Genomic DNA, 18872 nt, shown 5'->3' on the forward strand with positions numbered 1-18872 from the left:
CACATCGTGCCACGACCGGGGGCCGGCCTACCGCTCGCTGCCCCGACCCGTCAGGCGCCGACCAGGCGCTGCGCCAGGTAGTTCTGCACCTGGTCCAGCGCCACCCGCTCCTGACTCATCGAGTCCCGCTCGCGGATCGTGACCGCCTGGTCGTCCAGGGTGTCGAAGTCGACGGTGATGCAGAACGGCGTACCGATCTCGTCCTGTCGGCGGTAGCGCCGGCCGATCGCCTGGGCGTCGTCGAAGTCGACATTCCAGTACTTGCGCAGTTGCGCCGCCAGGTCCTTCGCCTTCGGCGAGAGGTTCTCGTTGCGCGACAGCGGCAGCACCGCAGCCTTCACCGGGGCCAGGCGCGGGTCCAGCTTCAACACGGTGCGCACATCCACACCGCCCTTGGTGTTGGGGGCCTCGTCCTCGGTGTAGGAATCGACCAGGAAGGCCATCAGCGACCGGGTCAGACCGGCCGCAGGCTCGATCACGTACGGTGTCCACCGTTCGTTGTTGGCCTGGTCGAAGTACTCCAATTTCGTACCGGAGTGCTCGGTGTGAGTGGTCAGGTCGAAGTCGGTGCGGTTGGCGATACCCTCCAGCTCACCGAACTCACTGCCGGCGAAGCCGAAGCGGTACTCGATGTCGACGGTCCGCTTGGAGTAGTGCGACAGCTTCTCCTTCGGGTGCTCGTAGTGGCGCAGGTTGTCGGGGTCGATGCCCAGATCCACGTACCAGTTGGTCCGCTCGTCCAACCAGTAGCTGTGCCAGTCCTCGTCGGTCCCGGGCTTGACGAAGAACTCCATCTCCATCTGCTCGAACTCGCGGGTACGGAAGATGAAGTTGCCGGGGGTGATCTCGTTGCGGAAGCTCTTGCCGGTCTGGGCGATGCCGAACGGCGGCTTCTTCCGTGACGTGGTCATGACCTGGTTGAAGTTGACGAAGATGCCCTGTGCGGTCTCCGGGCGGAGGTAGGCCAGACCGGACTCGTCCTCGACCACGCCGAGGTGGGTCTTCAACATCATGTTGAACTCACGCGGCTCGGTCCACTGTCCCTTGGTGCCACAGTGCGGGCAGTTGATCTCGGTGGCGGGGACGGAATCGGGATCGTCGATCCCCTTCTTCTCGGCCACGGCCTCCTGCAGGTGGTCGAGCCGGAACCGCTTGTGGCAGGACAGGCATTCGACCAGCGGATCGGTGAAGACACCGACGTGACCGGAGGCGACCCACACCTCGCGGGGCAGGATGATCGAGGAATCGATGCCGACCACATCGTCGCGACCGGTGACCATCGACTTCCACCACTGCCGCTTGATGTTCTCCTTCAGCTCCACGCCGTAGGGGCCGTAGTCCCAGGCCGACCTGGTGCCGCCGTAGATCTCTCCGGAGGGGAAGACGAATCCGCGCCGCTTGGCGAGGGAGATGACATTGTCGAGGCGGCTGGCCATGGGAAACTCCTTGCACGCTGCCCGGACATCCGGCTGATGCCCGGCACACGGCCGCCAATCCTAGCCGTCGGTGGACCAGCGATGCCCAACCGCCGCTCCGCCGGGCCCGCCGGGAGATCGCTCGGCGCTTTCGGCGAACGCCGAACTTCGCTGGCGCGTGCCAGACTGGGTCGGGTGACTCAAGCGCGGACACGAGTGACCGAGGCGGTACGCGAGACCCTGCAGACAGCCGTCGCCGGGGATGATCTCACCGCACACCAGGTGGAGACGCTGCTGCGGGCCGGCGGCGATGACCTGGACGCACTGCTGGACGCCGCCGGCGAGCTGCGGGACCGGGGCCTGGCCGAGGCCGGCCGTAGCGGCATCATCACCTACTCCCGCAAGGTCTTCGTGCCATTGACCACCTTGTGTCGCGACCGTTGTCATTACTGCGTCTTCGTCGACACCCCGGGACAGTTGCAAAAGCTGCACAAACCCCTGTTCATGTCGCCCGACCAGGTGCTCTCGGTGGTCGCGCAGGGACAGGCGATGGGCTGCAAGGAGGTCCTGCTGACCCTGGGTGACAATCCCGAGGACCGGTGGCCGCAGGCCCGGCAGTGGCTGGACGAGCACGGCCATGCCTCCACCATTGACTACGTCGCCGCCACCGCCGCCATGATCATCGAGCGGACCGGGTTGTTGCCGCATGCGAACCCTGGAGTGATCACTGCCGAAGGTTTCGCCCGCCTGCGTCCGGTGGCACCGTCGATGGGGATGATGTTGGAGACCACCTCACGTCAGCTCTTCGAGACCCCCGGCCAGGTGCACCACGGTTCACCGGACAAGGATCCTGCACTGCGGCTGCAGGTGATCGAGGACGCGGGCCGGGCCGGGGTGCCGTTCACCACCGGTCTGTTGATCGGGATCGGTGAGACCGTCGCCGACCGGGCGGAGTCCCTGCTCGCCCTGCGCGAGCTGCACCGGCGGTACGGCCACATCCAGGAAGTGATCATCCAGAACTTCCGGGCCAAGCCGCGTACCGCGATGCGCGATGTCGCCGACGCCGAGTTCGGCAGCTACCTGGCGGCCGTGGCCACCGCCCGGATCGTCTTCGGTCCCGCGATGCGGATCCAGGTTCCGCCCAACCTCTCCGATCCGGCCGAGCTGGGGCTGCTGTTGCGAGCAGGGGCGGACGACTGGGGCGGGGTCTCCCCACTGACCGCCGATCACGTGAATCCCGAACGCCCGTGGCCGCATCTGGACGAACTGGGCGCGCGTACCTCAGCACTCGGGTTCACCCTGCGGGAGCGATTGACCGCCCAGCCGGAGTACGTACTCGACGCTGCGCGGTGGATCGATCCTGGGCTGCGACCCGCGGTCGCCGCCCTGGCCGACCCGCAGACCGGCCTGGCGAGGACTGGGCCGACCGATCGGCCACGGCCGGACCGACCGGGTGCAACCGGCACGGTGGCCTGGACCGGAAACGGCGCGAGCGAGGAGCTCGCCGATCTGCTCGGCCGGGCCGCAGCGGATCCGACCGCCCCGAGCGATGCCGACTGGGTACGGCTGCTGCAGACCGAGGGTGAGGAGTTGCAGCTGCTGACCGAGACCGCCGATGACGTCCGGCGCTACACCGTCGGGGAGGCGATCTCGATGGTGGTCAATCGCAATCTCACCTCCACCGGCCTGACCTCCGACTCGTCGATGGACCCGAGCTCGTTCACCTTGGACCAGGTCGGCGAGATCGCCGCAGACGCCTGGCAGCTGGGTGCCACCGAGATCTGCGTCCAAGGCCTGTTGGGCGCCGAACGGGACCCCCTGGACTACCTGCGGATCGTGGAGGCGATCAAACAGGCGACCCCCCGGATGCATGTCCACGCCTACCGCCCGGCCGATGTCGCTGATCTGGCGGCCCGCGGCGGTCTGGGCCTGGACGGTGCGCTGCAGGCAATGCGGGAAGCGGGCGTCAACACCGTCCCCGGCACCGGGGTGAAGGTACTGAGCGAGCGGGTACGGCAGGCGATCGCGCCGGGCGACTGCGCGATCGCCGACTGGACCACGTCGATCATCGCCGCCCATCGGGCTGGCTTCGGATCCACCTCGGTCCTCTTCTACGGTCACGTGGAGGAGGCGGCCGAACGTGTGGCCCACCTGCGCGAGTTGCGGCGGATCCAGGCGCTCACCGGTGGCTTCAACGAGTTCGTACCGATTCCACTGCCGGGTCACCGCTCGTCGCTGGTGTCCGGTCGGAGCGAACTGGACGAACACCGGGCGATGGTGGCGGTCTCCCGGCTGCTGTTGTCGGGTGCGATCTCGCACATCCAGATCCCCTGGACCCGGCTGGGCGCCGAGCAGTCGGCGGTACTCCTGGGATCGGGGGGTGATGATCTCGGTGGCACCCTGCTGGATGGCCGGGTACGGCCCCGCGCCGGGATCGAGTACGGCCACGAGTTCCCACTGGCTCGCGGTGCCCAACTGGCCGCCCGCCTGATGCGCCCGTTCCGGCAGCGCACGACCGACTACCGCGAGCCCGACCCGGACCGGAAGCTGCCGCTGCGATGAGCGCCGACCGAGTGCCGGTGGTGATCATCGGTGCGGGATTCGCCGGTATCGCCTTGGCGATGCAGTTGCAGCGCAGCGGGTGGGACTCCTTCGTGATCATCGAACGGGGTGACTCGGTCGGCGGCACCTGGCGGGACAACCACTACCCCGGTGTCGCCTGCGATGTCCCGTCCCATCTCTACGCACTGCGCGATCATCCGAATCCGGACTGGTCGTCGATGTTCGCGCCGGGTGCGGAGATCCACCGCTACCTGCGCGCAGTCGTCGACGAGGAGGGCTTGGGCGAGCGACTGCGGCTGCAGACGACGATGTCGGCCGCCCGTTGGTGTACCGACCACTGGCAGCTCACCCTGAACTCGGCCGATGGGCGGGTGAGCGAACTGCGGGCAGACAACCTGGTGCTCGCCTGCGGGCGGCTGACCGAACCCCGCCTGCCCGAAGTGCCCGGCCTGGACAGCTTCGCCGGACCGTGGTTCCACACCGCCCGATGGGATCACCGGATCGACCTGACCGACGCGCGGGTGGGGCTGGTCGGAACCGGGGCCAGTGCGGTGCAGCTGCTCCCCGAACTGGTCCGAGCAGGCAGCCGGGTCCTGTTGTACCAGCGCAGCGCGGCCTGGATCATGCCCCGGCAGGGGCGCGACTACAGCCCCACCGAACGACGACGTTTCGCTGCCGGGAACGGCGTGCTCGAGCGGACCCGGGAACGACTCCTGGTCGAGGGCGAGGAGCGCTTCGCCTCCCGTTCGGGTGACCCGGTCGCTGCCGGTGCCGCGGCCGAGGTGGCCCGGGAGCATCTGCGGTCGCAGGTGGCCGATGCCGAGTTGCGCGCAGCACTGACCCCTGACCATGCCTTCGGCTGCAAACGGGTCCTGTTGTCCGATGAGTTCTACCCCGCGGTGGCATCGGACCGGGTCGAACTCGTGTCCTCGGCGTTGGCGGGCGTGGACCGATCATCCCTGATCGCCGCCGACGGGTCCCGACGGGACTGCGATGTGCTGGTGCTGGCGACCGGATTCTGGACCACCCGACAGCCCTATGCCGAACTGGTGGTCGGTGAGCAGGAAAGATCACTGGCCGATCACTGGGCGAGCGGCATGACCGCCTTTGCCTCGACCGTGGTCAGCGGGTTCCCCAACCTCTTCGTGCTGAATGGTCCGAACGCCTCCCTGGGCCACAACTCCTCGGTCCTGATGGCCGAGGAACAGGCCGGGTACGTGAGCCGTACCCTGCACCGGTTCCCCGGCGTCCGGCGGGTGCGGCCCAGCGCCGAGGACGCCTGGACCCGGGAGATCGCGATCGCCGCCGTGGACACACCATGGCTCCGGGGCGGTTGTCGCAACTGGTACGTCGACGAGCGATCCGGTCGCCTGACGCTGCTCTGGCCGGGCACCATCGACGATTTCCACCGACGGCTGCAGGCCGCCGACGGATCGGAGTTCGATCAGCTGCCGCGGGGACGATTCTCCCCCACCGCCTCGATGGTGCCGTAGGCCGACGGTTCGTCGATCGCCATCGACAGCACGGGCACCACGCTCAGTTTGGACTCGTACCCCCCGAGGGCGCGCCGGTAGGAGCCCACGTCGGCCCAGCGGGAGGCGAGCACCCACAGCTCCGGTTCGTCGAGATTGCGCAGCAGATCGATCGACACAAGACCGGGCTTGTCGGACAGGACCTCGATCACCGTCGCCATCCGGGAATCGAACTCCGACCGCTGGGCATCGGTGACCCGGAACCGATTGATCACCAACATCGGCATCCCCTTCGCGGCCCTCGGCTTTCCCGATGACCCTCGGCTCCTGGACCACCCTCGGTCTATTTGCCAACCCTCGGCTTCCCGCGACCCTCGGCTTCCCTCGAATCCTCGCCGACCTCCGGCTTCCCTCGAATCCTCGCCAACCTCCGGCTGCCCTCAAATCCTCGCCGACCTCCGGCTTCCCTCGAATCCTCACCTCCGGTTCCTCGACGAAGCTCGACTTCCCGCCGACTCGGCTCCTCGGCGACCTCGACTTCCCGCCGACTCGGCTCCTCGGCGACCTCGACTTCTCGATGACATCCTCACACAGTGGCAACAAGACAAACGTCACACTCGATCCGATCCCGAGACACCCACCCTGCGCCATGACGCGCTGAACCGCTCCGGACCGCCGATCGAGTGTGACGCTTGTCCTGAGCGGCAGCGACCCGACGCACTGGTGACCTCGATCCGGCAGGTGACTGGTCAGCACTGCACGAGGGCGGCAGCGGGACAGGCACAGCGGCAGCAAGGCATAAGTCGGACAGTGGCAACAAGACAAGCGTCACACTCGATCCGATGCGGAGACACCCACCCCGCGCCATGACGCGCTGAACCACTCCTGACCGCCGATCGAGTGTGACGCTTGTCCTGCTGAGCGACCGAGTACCCCGGTGCACAACCGGTCGGCGATCAACCCAACCCCTCGTCGACGACCCATCCGACTGCCCGCGACCGATCCGCGACCACGTCGCCAAGTGCTTCGGGTTGTTGTCGACGGCAACGGACCACGGTGACGGTCCGGCCGTGGGCATCTCATCACCCAGGCACCAGCGATTCGGACTCGCACGACACCGACGATCCGACCCGCCCGCAGGAGTCGGTCTCACCGTGGCAGCAAGACAGACACACCAGCGGTGATCTGGTGACGGTGCTGCTCCTGGAGCGTCTGCCCGCAACCTTCTCGCCGACCGTCGCCAGTCTCTGATCGCACTGGTGACCTCGATCCGGCAGGTGACTGGTCAGCACTGCACGAGGGCGGCAGCGGGACAGTCACAGCGGCAGCAAGGCAAGCGTCGGGCAGCGGCACAAGACAAACGTCACACTCGATCCGATCCCGAGGCATACACCCCGCGCCATGACGCGCTGAACCGCTCCGCATCGAGTGTGACGTTTGTCTTGCTGAGCGACCGAAGACCCCGGTGCACAACCGGTTGGCGATCAACCCAACCCCTGACGTTTGTCTTGCAGACCGTCCGACACGAACTCCGGTCCAGAACCCGCGATTTGACCTCGGGTCAGACTTGAATGAAAATCATTTCCATGAAGCTTCGTCTGCTCGCCCCGCTGGCCGCCGCACCCCTGCTGCTCACCGCCTGTGCCACCGACTCCGCCGACCCCGGTGCGAACCCCGAAGCGCTGACCGTGGTGACGAGTTTCTACCCGCTGCAGTACACCGCCGAACAGGTCGGCGGGGACCAGGTCTCGGTCGAGACCCTCACCCAGCCCGGCGCCGAACCGCACGACCTCGAGCTCACGCCGCAACAGGTGGCCTCGATCACCGATGCCGATCTGGTCATCTACCTGGCAGGTCTGCAACCGGCCGTCGACGAAGCCATCGCCGAGGCGCAGCCGGCCCATGTCCTCGAGGTCGGAGCACTGGTGGAGCGGATCGACGGCACCGAGGAGTCGGCCGAGCACGACCATGCCGAGGGCGAGCATGCCGAGGGCGAGCACACCGAATCCGAGCACGCCGAGGACGAGCACGACCACGGCAGCCTCGACCCGCACATCTGGCTCGATCCGGAGAACATGGTCGCCATCTCCGACGGTGTCGCCGCAGCCCTGACCGAGCTGCAGCCCGACGGTGGCTTCGACCAGCGTGCCGACACGCTCGACACCACCATGCAGGACCTGGACCAGCGATTCAGCGAGGGCCTGGCCGAGTGCGAGACCCGTACCTTCATCACCTCTCATGCCGCATTCGCCTATCTGGCCCAGCGCTACGACCTGGAGCAGATCTCCATCCGCGGCATCTCACCCGACGAGGAGCCTTCGGCGGCCCGGATCGCCGAGGTGCAGGAACTGGCGAAGGCCGACAACATCACCACGATCTTCTACGAGACGCTGGTCTCACCCGCGGTCTCCGAGGCCGTCGCCAACGACCTGGGCCTGGTCACCGATGTGCTCGACCCGCTCGAGGGTTTGACCGACGCATCGCGCGGAACCGACTACGTTTCTGTCATGGACTCCAACCTGGAGGCCCTGCGTACCGCGAACCGGTGCCAGTGACCGCCGCGGCGACCGCCGCCACCGTGAGGACAGTTCCCGACAGTGACAGTGGTACCCCGATGAGCGTCGCCATCGACGCCGAACACCTGACGGTCTCCCTCGGCGGCCCCCCGGTGCTGCGCGATGTCAGTTTCGCGGTCCGGACCGGTGAGTCGGTGGGCCTGTTCGGCGCCAACGGCTCCGGCAAGACGACCTTGCTGCGGACCCTGCTCGGCCTGGTCCGCCCCGAGTCCGGACACAGTTCACTGTTCGGCACCGAGATCAGCCGTTTCGGTGACTGGAAGCTGATCGGGTACGTACCCCAGCGCTCGACCGTCGCGATGGACGCCGCCACGGTGGCCGAGGTGGTCGCCTCCGGCCGGCTCCCCCATCGCCGCCCCTTCGTACCGGCCCGGGCCGCCGACCGGAAGGCCTGTGCCGCCGCCCTGGAACAGGTCGGCGTGGCCGCGCTGGCGCGACGGGAGTTCCAGAAGTTGTCCGGCGGCCAGCAGCAACGGGTGCTGATCGCCCGGGCACTCGCCGGTGAACCCGAGTTGCTCTTCCTCGACGAGCCACTGGCCGGCATCGACCTGCCCAGCCAGCAGGCCCTGGCCGAGACACTGCACTCACTGAACGAATCGGGCCGAACCCTGTTCACGGTGCTGCACGACGCCGGCCCCCTGGCCGACATCCTGCAGCGGCGGTTGACCCTGGTGAACGGCAGGCTCGACCGGGACGAGGCCACCCGATGATCACCGACCACTCCGAGCTCGCCCCCCACCCGGACGGAGGCCTGCCGTGGAACTGCTGAGCTACCCGTTCATGGTGCGGGCCCTGATCGCCGCCCTGATGACCGGATTGATCGCCCCGGCGATCGGCACCTACATCGTGCAACGCCGACTCAGCCTGCTCGGCGACGGCCTCGGGCATGTGGCGATCGCCGGGGTCGGCCTCGCCCTGGCCACCGGTACGGCACCGCTGCCGGTGGCAGTCGTCGTCTGTCTGGCCGGTGCGGTGATCATCGAACTGCTCCGACGTTTCAACCGGGCGAGCAGCGATGTCGGGCTGGCGATCCTGTTCTACGGCGGACTGGCGGCCGGAGTCCTGCTCGCCGGGGTGGCCGGCCAGGGCGCGGGTGCGTTGTCGCAGTACCTGTTCGGCTCACTGACCACGATCTCCGATGCCGATGCCTGGATGGTCGCGGTCCTCGGTGCCGTCGTGCTGATCCCGGCGATCGGTCTGGCGCCACAGTTGTTCGCGGTCTCGGTGGACGAGGAACATGCCCGGACCATGGGTCTGCGCCCCCATCTGTACAACCTCTGCGTGGTGTTGTTGGCCGCCGTCACCGTGGCCATCGCGATGCGCACGGTCGGCCTGCTGCTGATCAGTGCGCTGATGGTGATCCCGGTCGCCACCGCCCGCGGACTGGTGATCGGATTCCGCCGCGGTCTGTACGCGGCGATGGTGATCGGTGTGATCGTCGCCGTCTCCGGCACCGCCGCCTCGTTCTACGTCGACGCGGCCCCGGGCGGATTGATCGTGGTGTTGGCTATCGCCGCCTTCGCCCTGAGCTGGCCGCTGTCGGTGACCCTGAACCGCCGTCGACGGCAAGGTATTCTGGCCTCCGAGCACGAGCGGTCCCCGGAGGCGGTGTGACCGCTGCAGTGACCGGAGAACGGCAGGAGGACACGATGACCAGCGGGGGCAACGCCACCACCGGGCCGCAACGTGTCACCCGGCAGCGAGTCGCGGTCTCGGCGGTGCTGGAACAGTTCGAGGACTTCCGCAGTGCCCAGCAGATCCATGAGGTGCTGCGTCGCAAGGGCGAGTCGGTCGGCCTGACCACGGTCTACCGGGCACTGCAGAACATGGCCGATGCCGGTGAACTGGATGTGCTGCGCAATGAGGAGGGCGAAGCGGCCTATCGCCGCTGCTCCACCGGACACCACCATCACCTGGTCTGCCGCAGTTGCGGCCGCACGGTCGAGATCAAGGCGCCGGAGGTGGAGCGCTGGGCCGAGGAGGTCGCCGCTGCCCAGGGGTTCCGCGAGGTACGCCACGACCTGGAGATCTTCGGCACCTGCGGCAACTGCTGACCGATCAAGCTCACGATCGTCTGCAACCTGCACTCCCGGTCCCCGGTGGAGGCTCGCAAGGACGCCGATGGCGCCAGGCAACCATTCCGGCCCGGGAACCGCTGACTGCCGCAGACCCCGCAGCGCGATGTCCTGACCCTTCACCCGGATACGGGGCGGTCCAGCGCAGAGGACAACGCAGGGATCGCGGCGACGGGGAGGTTCCCCGGCTCACCCGACCTGACTCAGCGACCGGAATCGGTGTTCGGTCTGCCAGGTGAGGAAGGCGCTGATCAGGCCGGATGCCTGCTTCATCACCGCATCGGTGACCTCGCGGGTGGCCGGCCAGTCCCCGGTCAACAAGGCGGTCAGGTGTTGTTGCACCTGTGGACTGAGCACTGCCGAACCGGGTGGTCGGCAGCGGCGGCAGACCGAACCGCCGAGCTGCACGGAGAAGGATTCGTGCGGACCTTCGACCCCGCAGCGGGAGCAGGCATCGAAGGTCGGCGCATAACCGGCCACGGAGATGGCCCGCAGCAGATAAGCGTTGATGATCATCCTGGGGGGACGATCCCCGTCGGTGGTGCCGGAGACCATCGCCCGCAACGCCCCCACCAGCAACAGGAACTGCTGCAGGGCGGGCTCGCGTTCCTCCACGACCAACCGGTCGGCCACCTCCAGGGCGACCTGCCCGAGTACGTACCGATCGAAATCTGCTGCGAACCATTCCCCGAGAGGGTGCAGGGACTCGGCCTGGGTGACGATGTCGATGCTGCGACCCTCGGCGAACTGCAGGTCGACATGACTGAACGGTTCCAACCGGGCGCCGAACTTCGACGAGGTCCGGCGCACCCCCTTGCCCACCGCCCGGATCTTGCCGTGGCGCCGAGTGAGCACGGTGATGATCCGATCGGCCTCGCCCAGTTTGCGGGTACGAAGCACGAGTCCCTCATCGCGATAGGTCGGCACCCGACCATTGTCACCCCTGGATCCGACAGCACCACCGCGATCGCGTCCAGCGTGTCGGGAAACCCCTGTGATCGGGGGCCTGATCGGGGACCGTGGAGCACTCCCAGGGCCATGGGCCGACCACCCATGATTGCGCTGTCATGATTCGAGGCGTAACGTGCGGTCGGCTGGCTCGGGCAACATGCCAGTAACCGCACAAGGGGGTAACGGTTTTGGCAACGCAACAGGCGTCATCGGGGACGATCCTGGAGATGGTGAACATCACCAAGCGCTTTCCCGGGGTGCTCGCGCTGAACGATGTCTCGATGAGCGTCCGCGACGGCGAGGTGCATTCGATCTCCGGTGAGAACGGTGCCGGCAAGTCCACCTTGATGAAGATCCTGTCGGGGGTCTATCCGTACGGAAGCTACGACGGCGAGATCTACTTCCAGGGCCAGTTGGCCCGATTCGGCAACATCCGCGCCAGTGAGGACGCCGGGATCGTGATCATCCACCAGGAGTTGGCACTGATCCCCGAACTGTCGATCGCCGAGAACATCTTCCTCGGCAACGAACGGACCCGCTTCGGCGTGATCGACTGGACCGCGACGAACAACGCCGCCACCGAACTGATGCGCCATGTCGGACTGGACGAGGCACCGAACACGCTGATCAAGAACATCGGCGTCGGCAAACAGCAGTTGGTGGAGATCGCCAAGGCGTTGAGCAAGAACGTGAAGCTGCTGATCCTGGATGAACCGACCGCTGCCCTGAACGAGTCCGATTCCGCGCACCTGCTGGGGTTGATCAAGGAACTGCGCAGCCGAGGCATCGCCTGCATCATGATCAGCCACAAACTGAACGAGGTGACCGAGGTCTCCGATGCCGTCACGGTGATCCGCGACGGAGAACTGGTCGAGACCCTGCGCGCCGATGACGGGCCGATCGACGAGGACCGGATCATCCGCGGCATGGTGGGTCGGCCGTTGACCTCCCGCTTCCCCGATCACCAGCCGAAGATCGGCGAGGTGCTGTTCGAGGTCCGGGACTGGACCGTGCGTCACCCCGAGATCCCCGACCGGTACGTCTGCAAGGGCTCCACCTTCGAGGTCCGGCGCGGCGAGATCGTCGGCTTCGCCGGGCTGATGGGAGCCGGCCGTACCGAACTCGCCCGTTCCCTCTTCGGCCGGTCCTACGGCATCTGGGAGAGCGGCCAGATGATCATGAACGGCAAACCCATCGTCACCCGGACGGTGCATCAGGCGATCGAGGCCGACATGGCCTATGTCACTGAGGATCGCAAGGTGCTCGGACTGAACCTGCTCGATGACATCAAGACCACGGTGGTCAGCGCCGATTGGGAGAAGGTCTCCGCCGGTGGTGTGATCAGCGAGCGGGGCCAGTTCGAGGCCGCCGAGCGCTACCGCAAGGACCTTCGGATCAAGACTCCGTCGGTGAACCAAGGGGTGTCCACCCTGTCCGGCGGCAACCAGCAGAAGGTCGTGCTGGCGAAGTGGTTGTTCACCGAGCCCGAACTGCTGATCCTCGACGAACCGACCCGCGGCATCGACGTCGGCGCCAAGTTCGAGATCTACCGGATCATCCAGCAGCTCGCCGATGCCGGCAAGGCGGTGATCGTCATCTCCTCCGAACTGCCCGAGCTGCTCGGGCTGTCCGACCGGATCTACACGATCGCCGAAGGCGCGATCACCGGCGAGCTCGCCCGGGGCGAGGCCGACCAGGAGTCGCTGATTCGGCTCATGACCCGTAGTACGAACAAAGATCTTGTGGCCTGAGGAGCACCATGCGTCACGTCAAGGACATCTTCGGTGGTGATCTGCGCCAGTTCGGCATGCTGATCGCCCTGATCATTCTGATCGTCTTCTTCCATTTCATGACCGGCGGGAAGGTGATCGACCCGCTGAACATGATGAACATCATCAATGGCAATGCCTACATCCTGATCCTGGCCGTCGGCATGGTCCTGGTGATCATCGCCGGCAACATCGACCTGTCGGTCGGTTCCGTCGCCGCCTTCGCCGGGATCGTCGTCGCCATCGCGATGCGCGACTACGGGGTTCCGTGGTGGGGCGGCATCCTGTTGTGCCTGCTGGTCGGCGCGCTGGTCGGCGCCTGGCAGGGGTTCTGGGTCGCCTACGTCGGCATCCCGGCCTTCATCGTCACCCTCGCCGGTATGTTGATCTTCCGCGGTGCGAACCAGTTCGTCGGCAACTCGACCTCGGTTCCGGTTCCCGCGCAGATCCAGTACCTCGGCGGTGGGTACCTGCCCGAGGTCGGTCCGAACACCGGCTACAACAACCTCACCCTGGTGCTCGGTCTGTTGGTGATCGTCGCCCTGGTCGCCGGTGAACTGCTGCAGCGGCGTTCCCACAACCGGACCCAGGCGCCGAATCCGCCGCTGTGGGTGAGCGCGGTCAAGCTCGTCCTGCTCGCCGCCATCATCTGGGGTGCCACCTATCTCTTCGCGACCGGTCGTCCGGGCACCTCGTTCCCGGTCCCGGGCCTGATCCTGGTGGCGATGGTGCTGCTGTACTGGTTCATCAGTTCACGGACCGTGTTCGGCCGCCATGTCTACGCCTTCGGCGGCAACCGGCAGGCGGCTGCGCTCTCGGGTGTGAACACCAAGTTCGTGAACTTCCTGGTGATGATGAACATGTCGGTGCTCGCCGCCCTGGCGGGTCTGATCTTCATCGGGCGCTCCACCGCATCGGGCCCGGCCGACGGCAACATGTGGGAGCTGGACGCCATTGCCGCGGTGTTCATCGGTGGCGCCGCAGTCAGCGGCGGGGTCGGTACGGTCATCGGCGCGCTGATCGGCGGCCTGGTGATGGCCGTGCTGAACAACGGCCTGCAACTGCTCGGAGTCGGCGCGGATGCCACCCAGATGATCAAGGGCCTGGTGCTGTTGCTGGCCGTTGCCTTCGATGTCTGGAACAAGACCCAGGGCAAACCGAGCATCACCGGACTGCTCTTCGGTTCCAAGCCGGCGAGTGAACACTCCACAGCTTCCGTCCCCGTGGCGGAGGAGGCCACCGAGCCTTCCAAGGCGAATGCCTGACAACTCGAGAATGCAGTAACCAACAGCAAGGAAGGTAAACATGTTTGGACGCAGGTCCTGGGCGAAGGCGGCCGTGGCCGCCGTCGCCGCAGCAACGATGATGTTGTCTGCCTGTGGTGGCCGTGAGGCAACCGAGACCGATCCCGGGGGTGAGGCCACCGCCGGTGGTTTCGAGACCGGGTCGCTGATCGGTGTGTCGCTGCCGCAGAAGACCTCGGAGAACTGGGTTCTGGCCGAGAGTCTGTTCAACGACGGGCTCACCGAGGCCGGATACGAAGCCGATGTTCAGTTCGCCAACTCCGGTGCCTCGGAGCAGCAGAACCAGATCCAGTCGATGATCACCAAGGGTGCGAAGGTGATCATCGTCGGTGCCGTGGACGGTTCCCAGCTGGGTGCTCAGGTGCAGCAGGCCAAGGATGCCGGTATCACCGTGATCGCCTACGACCGACTGCTGTTGAACACCGCCGCCGTCGACTACTACGTGGCCTTCGACCCCTACAAGGTCGGTGAGCTGCAGGGTCAGGCACTGCTGGACGGGCTGGCCGAACGCAAGGGCGAGGCGCCGTACAACATCGAACTGATCGCCGGTTCACCCGACGACGCCAACACCGCCAACTTCTTCAACGGTGCGATGAGCGTGCTGCAGCCGAAGATCGACGACGGAACCCTGGAGATCCCCTCCGGCCAGGTCGCGATGGACCAGGTCGCCACCCAGGGCTGGAAGGCGGAGAACGTGCAGCGCCGGATGGACACCATCCTGTCGGGCAACTACAGCGGTGACACCACCCTGGACGGTGTCCTCTCCCCCAATGACACCCTGGCCCGAGCAGCCCTGACCTCGGCCGCCTCGGCCGGTGCCGACACGCCGGTGGTGACCGGTCAGGACTCGGAGGTGGAGTCGGTGAAGTCGATCCTCGCCGGTGAGCAGTACATGACGATCTACAAGGACACCCGGGAACTGGTGAACCAGTCGATCGCCATGGTCGATGCGCTGCAGACCGGCGCGGAACCGGAGATCAACGACACCGAGTCCTACGACAACGGGGCGAAGGTCGTACCGGCCTACAACCTGGAGCCGGTCGTGGTCACCGAGGCGAATGCCCGTGAGGTGTACGCCGACGACCCGATCCTGCAGTCCGAACTGGGCTGATCGCCGAAGACCGGGCCCTCACCGGACGGTCGATCATCGACAGGGGCTCGCACCATGGGTGCGGGCCCCTGTGTCCGTCCGGCTCCACGGGTGCCCACCCGTTGCACCCGTGCCCGCCGGGTACGACGGACCCGATCCCCTCACTCCCCGACCCTTCCGTCGATCGATTCCCGCAGCAGGTCGAGATGTCCGCAGTGCCGGCCGTACTCCTCGATCAGATGGACCAGGATCCACCGGACGTTCGGCCGCAGACCGTCGGGTCGAGAACCCTCGGCCAGACGTTCCATGCCACCCTCTGCGTGAGCCGCTGCGATCAAGTCCCGGGACCTGTCGACGGCGGTGTGCCACAACTCGAACGATGCCTCCGGTGGTTCGACCAGTGCCGAGTCGAACTCCCAGTCACCGTCGACGTCCCAGTCGACACCGTCCCACGGTGGCACCGGTTTCCCGCCCCACAGCACGACGTTCGACCAGACGTCCTCGACGTAGGCCAGGTGGCGGACAAGACCGATCATGGTCAACTTCGACGGCGGGTGGGTCTGCATCAGTTGGCCGGGCCCGAGATCGGCGACCTTCCACCGGACCGTGGCGCGCAGATGGTCGAGGAAACCGTTGAGAGTCGCCCATTCGTCGGCCTGCGAGGGCGGCTCGGGCCGGTTGTCCAGCGGATTCACTTCGATTCCTCACGTCGCGGCATCGGCAGTGACCCCACCGACCCGGTCGACCCTAGCTTCCACCCCTCGCTTCCGGCCCCACCCTGCGGTCGGGGCTCCAGGGTGCACACCAGCACCGGTCCGACCACGCCAGCGGGTAGGCTCCTCCAGTGGTCCGGAAGACAGTCGAGAAACCCAAGCCGCATCCCAGCGGGGCGCGGCCGCCGAGTATCCCGTCGAAGATCCTGCCCAAACATGTGGCGATCGTGATGGACGGCAACGGCCGCTGGGCGAAGGAGCGAGGTCTCCCCCGTACCGACGGACATGCCGCGGGCGAGACGGCCCTGTTCGACGTGATCGAGGGCGCCATCGAAGCCGGGGTGCGTTATCTGTCCGCCTACGCCTTCAGCACCGAGAACTGGCGCCGGTCGCCCGACGAGGTGCGGTGGCTGATGGGGTTCAACCGCGATGTGATCCACCGTCGGCGCGATGAACTGGATGCGATGGGGGTGCAGATCCGCTGGGCCGGCCGGCGTCCTCGGCTGTGGAAGTCGGTGATCGACGAGTTGGAGAGCGCCGAGGTGCAGTCCAAGGACAACACCGTGCTGACGCTCCAGTTCTGCGTCAACTACGGCGGCCGGGCCGAGATCGTCGACGCCAGCAGACGGATCGCCGAACTCGCCGCCGCAGGGAAACTCGACCCGGCACGGATCAGCGAGAAGACCTTCGCCAAGTACCTCGACGAGCCGCAGATTCCCGATGTCGACCTCTTCGTCCGCTCCTCCGGTGAACAACGCACCTCGAACTTCCTGCTCTGGCAGTCGGCGTATGCCGAAATGGTCTTCCTCGACACCTTGTGGCCCGACTTCGACCGTCGCGATCTGTGGCGGGCGATCCAGATCTATGCCGAACGCGACCGACGGTACGGAGGCGCGGTGCCGAACCAGGTGGGCTGAGCGTCCGACGACGGACCCGGCCACCGCCCGACGCCACCGGACCCCGGACCGAGACCGGCCGTCCGGCGGGCCGATCACCGGGCTGCTCGATCGGCACCGGGAACGGACGCGGTCACCGCACCGACCTTCCTAGTCTGCACAGGTGAGCGCCACCACCGTCCCCCGCCGAAGCCCCGGCGTGGCCAACCGTTGCCCGCTGTTCGCCCTCGCCGCAGCGCTCAGCCTGGGTACCGCCGCGGTGCTGGCGAACCAGGTACCCGGTACGCCCGGCAGCGTCCTGCAGTTGCTGTTCGGCTCCGGTCTGGCCTGGTTGCTGGCGGCGTTGATCAGCGGAGCTCTGGCGGCCAGTCGTGGGCAGGCGGCGATCTGGGGTGCGGTGATGCTCACCGGCGCGGTGGGGGTGTACTACCTGGTGCTCGTGCTGTTCGACCTGCTGGCGGTCGAGGACGTGGTGGTCGGTCTGCTGCTGTGGGGTGTGCTCGGCCTCGTCGGCGGGTCGATTGCCGGACTGCTGGGGTACGGGGTGGTCCACGCCTCCGCGCTGGTACGGGCACTGGCCGTCGGTGCAGCAGGTGGTGCGGTGGCCTCCGAAGCCGTCGCCTCGTTGCTGCGTCAGCCACCGCAGCTCGACGTACCGATGCTGATGATCGGTTTCGGGGTCCCGGTGGTGGCGATCCTGCTGTGCGTCCGCGGTCGCAGACTGCTCGGAGCCTTGACCGTTGCGGTGGTGGTCGGCTGCTGCGGTGGTCTGGCCTGGGTCCTGGTGGACACCCTCGCCTGAGCAGGGTCGGGCGGCGGTAGCCTGCGGTCACTCGCCACCGACCGGAAGCAGACCATGGCCCGCATCTTCGACAACCTGACCGAACTCGTCGGGGGCACCCCGTTGGTCCGGATCCACGGACTCGGCGGGGCCGAACCGTCGGCCCGGGTACTGGCGAAACTGGAGTACTTCAACCCGGCCGGCAGTGTGAAGGACCGCACGGCACTCTCGATCGTCCGGGCCGCTGAGGCCGACGGCCGGCTGCGACCGGGCGGAACGATCCTGGAGGCGACCAGCGGCAACACCGGTGTCGGATTCGCCTGGATCGGTGCGCTGCTCGGCTACCGGGTGGTGATCGTGATGCCCGACGACGTCTCGACCGAACGGGCGACACTGTTGCGCGGACTCGGGGCGGAGGTGTTGTTCACCCCGGGAAGCGAGGGCATGGCCGGTGCGAACCAACTGGCGAATGCGATGGTCGAACGCGACTCCTCGCTGTTCCTGTCCGGGCAGGGAGGCAATGACGCCAATCCCGCCGTCCATACCGCGACCACGGGCCCCGAGATCTGGGCCGACACCGACGGTGAGGTCGACGTCTTCGTCGCCACCACCGGCACCGGCGGCACGGTCAGCGGCGCCGGACGGTACCTGCGCTCACAGAACCCCGAGATCGAGATCTACGGTGTGGAACCGGCCGAGGCACCGGTGCTCAGCGGAGGCGAATGGGCCCCGCACAAGATCCAGGGCATCACCGGCGGCAACGGGGTTCCGCCGGTCACCGATCTGGAGTTGTTGAGCGGTGTGCTCACCGTTCCGCAGGACCGTGCCATCGCGGTCGCCCGCCAGGCACTGCGCACCGAGGGGTTGCTCGTCGGCGTCTCCTCCGGTGCCGCCCTGGCGGCGTCGTTGGCTCTGGCCGAACGTCCGCAGTACAGCGGCAAGACCATCGTCACCGTCCTCGCCGACACCGGCGAGCGCTACCTCTCCGGCGAACTGTTCGACCACGCACGTCGCTGACCTCGCCCGCCTCGGTGCGGCCGAAGCGCTGCACCGGCCGGAGGAGATCCCGCCGGAGTGAACACTTTCGCACACCCTGCTCGGCTCCCGGACCGACGCTGCCTGACCCGACCAGACTGCGCCGTCGGGGGCCGTCCGTACCGGCCTGTGGCCTCCGGCTAACCAACCCTGCGCCTCCGGCGTACCAACCCTGCGCCTCCGGCGTACCAACCCTGCGCCTCCGGCGTACCAACCCTGTGGCCTCCGGCGTA

Annotated in this window: 16 protein-coding genes; 12 read left to right on the forward strand and 4 right to left on the reverse strand. The window is 67.1% G+C overall.

Annotated features, from left to right (window positions below; all coding sequences use genetic code 11):
- Nucleotides 1–50 precede the first annotated feature (50 nt).
- Complete coding sequence (locus tag CLV29_RS07315) at nt 51–1436, reverse strand: glycine--tRNA ligase (RefSeq protein WP_133754282.1); 1386 nt, start codon at nt 1434–1436, stop codon at nt 51–53.
- Nucleotides 1437–1610: 174 nt separating this feature from the next.
- Between CLV29_RS07315 and cofG the strand changes: the two genes are divergently transcribed.
- Entirely contained in the window at nt 1611–3977 is a 2367-nt protein-coding gene (cofG, locus tag CLV29_RS07320) for a 7,8-didemethyl-8-hydroxy-5-deazariboflavin synthase CofG (RefSeq protein ID WP_208292800.1), read from the forward strand.
- Nucleotides 3974–5470, forward strand: a complete 1497-nt coding sequence (locus CLV29_RS07325; RefSeq protein ID WP_133754284.1) for a flavin-containing monooxygenase — start codon at nt 3974–3976, stop codon at nt 5468–5470. Before cofG ends, CLV29_RS07325 begins: the two co-directional genes overlap by 4 nt.
- Here the strand turns inward: CLV29_RS07325 and CLV29_RS07330 are convergent.
- On the reverse strand, nt 5422–5730 hold the full coding sequence (locus tag CLV29_RS07330) for an antibiotic biosynthesis monooxygenase family protein (RefSeq protein WP_133754285.1): 309 nt from the start codon (nt 5728–5730) through the stop codon (nt 5422–5424). The genes CLV29_RS07325 and CLV29_RS07330 overlap by 49 nt on opposite strands.
- A gap of 1305 nt (nt 5731–7035) precedes the next feature.
- Between CLV29_RS07330 and CLV29_RS07335 the strand changes: the two genes are divergently transcribed.
- From CLV29_RS07335 to CLV29_RS07350, 4 genes are read left to right on the forward strand one after another with little or no spacing between them, the layout of a single operon-like run.
- Nucleotides 7036–8004, forward strand: coding sequence for a metal ABC transporter substrate-binding protein (locus CLV29_RS07335; RefSeq protein ID WP_243831784.1), 969 nt, complete (start codon nt 7036–7038; stop codon nt 8002–8004).
- On the forward strand, nt 7995–8735 hold the full coding sequence (locus CLV29_RS07340; protein WP_133754287.1) for a metal ABC transporter ATP-binding protein: 741 nt from the start codon (nt 7995–7997) through the stop codon (nt 8733–8735). The genes CLV29_RS07335 and CLV29_RS07340 overlap by 10 nt, the downstream gene beginning before the upstream one ends.
- Before the next feature lie 46 nt (nt 8736–8781).
- Nucleotides 8782–9639 (forward strand): metal ABC transporter permease, encoded by an 858-nt coding sequence (locus CLV29_RS07345; RefSeq protein WP_243831785.1) that lies wholly within the window; start codon nt 8782–8784, stop codon nt 9637–9639.
- Between the two features lie 35 nt (nt 9640–9674).
- Nucleotides 9675–10079: a Fur family transcriptional regulator gene (locus CLV29_RS07350; protein ID WP_133755106.1), complete on the forward strand. Its 405-nt coding sequence runs from the start codon at nt 9675–9677 to the stop codon at nt 10077–10079.
- Between the two features lie 210 nt (nt 10080–10289).
- On the opposite strand, the gene recO is transcribed toward CLV29_RS07350, so the two are convergent.
- Nucleotides 10290–11027 (reverse strand): DNA repair protein RecO, encoded by a 738-nt coding sequence (gene recO, locus CLV29_RS07355; RefSeq protein ID WP_133754288.1) that lies wholly within the window; start codon nt 11025–11027, stop codon nt 10290–10292.
- 251 nt (nt 11028–11278) lie between these two features.
- Here recO and mmsA point away from each other — a divergent pair, with 251 nt between their 5' ends.
- The 3 genes from mmsA to CLV29_RS07370 are packed head-to-tail and all read left to right on the forward strand — an operon-like array spanning nt 11279 to nt 15235.
- Nucleotides 11279–12802, forward strand: a complete 1524-nt coding sequence (gene mmsA, locus CLV29_RS07360; protein WP_133754289.1) for a multiple monosaccharide ABC transporter ATP-binding protein — start codon at nt 11279–11281, stop codon at nt 12800–12802.
- 8 nt (nt 12803–12810) lie between these two features.
- On the forward strand, nt 12811–14085 hold the full coding sequence (mmsB, locus tag CLV29_RS07365; RefSeq protein WP_133754290.1) for a multiple monosaccharide ABC transporter permease: 1275 nt from the start codon (nt 12811–12813) through the stop codon (nt 14083–14085).
- A 40-nt stretch (nt 14086–14125) separates the two neighbouring features.
- Nucleotides 14126–15235 carry a substrate-binding domain-containing protein gene (locus CLV29_RS07370; RefSeq protein WP_133754291.1) on the forward strand — a complete coding sequence of 370 codons (1110 nt, stop codon included), beginning with the start codon at nt 14126–14128 and terminating at the stop codon, nt 15233–15235.
- Between the two features lie 140 nt (nt 15236–15375).
- On the opposite strand, the gene CLV29_RS07375 is transcribed toward CLV29_RS07370, so the two are convergent.
- A complete protein-coding gene (locus CLV29_RS07375; protein WP_243831786.1) occupies nt 15376–15909 on the reverse strand; it encodes a DinB family protein in 534 nt (177 codons plus the stop codon).
- 149 nt (nt 15910–16058) lie between these two features.
- Between CLV29_RS07375 and CLV29_RS07380 the strand changes: the two genes are divergently transcribed.
- From CLV29_RS07380 to cysK, 3 genes are all read left to right on the forward strand, one after another.
- The gene (locus tag CLV29_RS07380; RefSeq protein ID WP_133754293.1) at nt 16059–16844 is read left to right on the forward strand and encodes an isoprenyl transferase; all 786 of its coding nucleotides are present in this window, start codon (nt 16059–16061) and stop codon (nt 16842–16844) included.
- 142 nt (nt 16845–16986) lie between these two features.
- Complete coding sequence (locus CLV29_RS07385; RefSeq protein WP_133754294.1) at nt 16987–17625, forward strand: DUF6518 family protein; 639 nt, start codon at nt 16987–16989, stop codon at nt 17623–17625.
- 54 nt (nt 17626–17679) lie between these two features.
- The gene (gene cysK, locus CLV29_RS07390) at nt 17680–18621 is read left to right on the forward strand and encodes a cysteine synthase A (protein ID WP_133754295.1); all 942 of its coding nucleotides are present in this window, start codon (nt 17680–17682) and stop codon (nt 18619–18621) included.
- The last annotated feature ends 251 nt before the right edge of the window (nt 18622–18872 follow it).

The sequence above is a fragment of the Naumannella halotolerans genome (genome assembly GCF_004364645.1).
GTDB lineage: Bacteria > Actinomycetota > Actinomycetes > Propionibacteriales > Propionibacteriaceae > Naumannella > Naumannella halotolerans.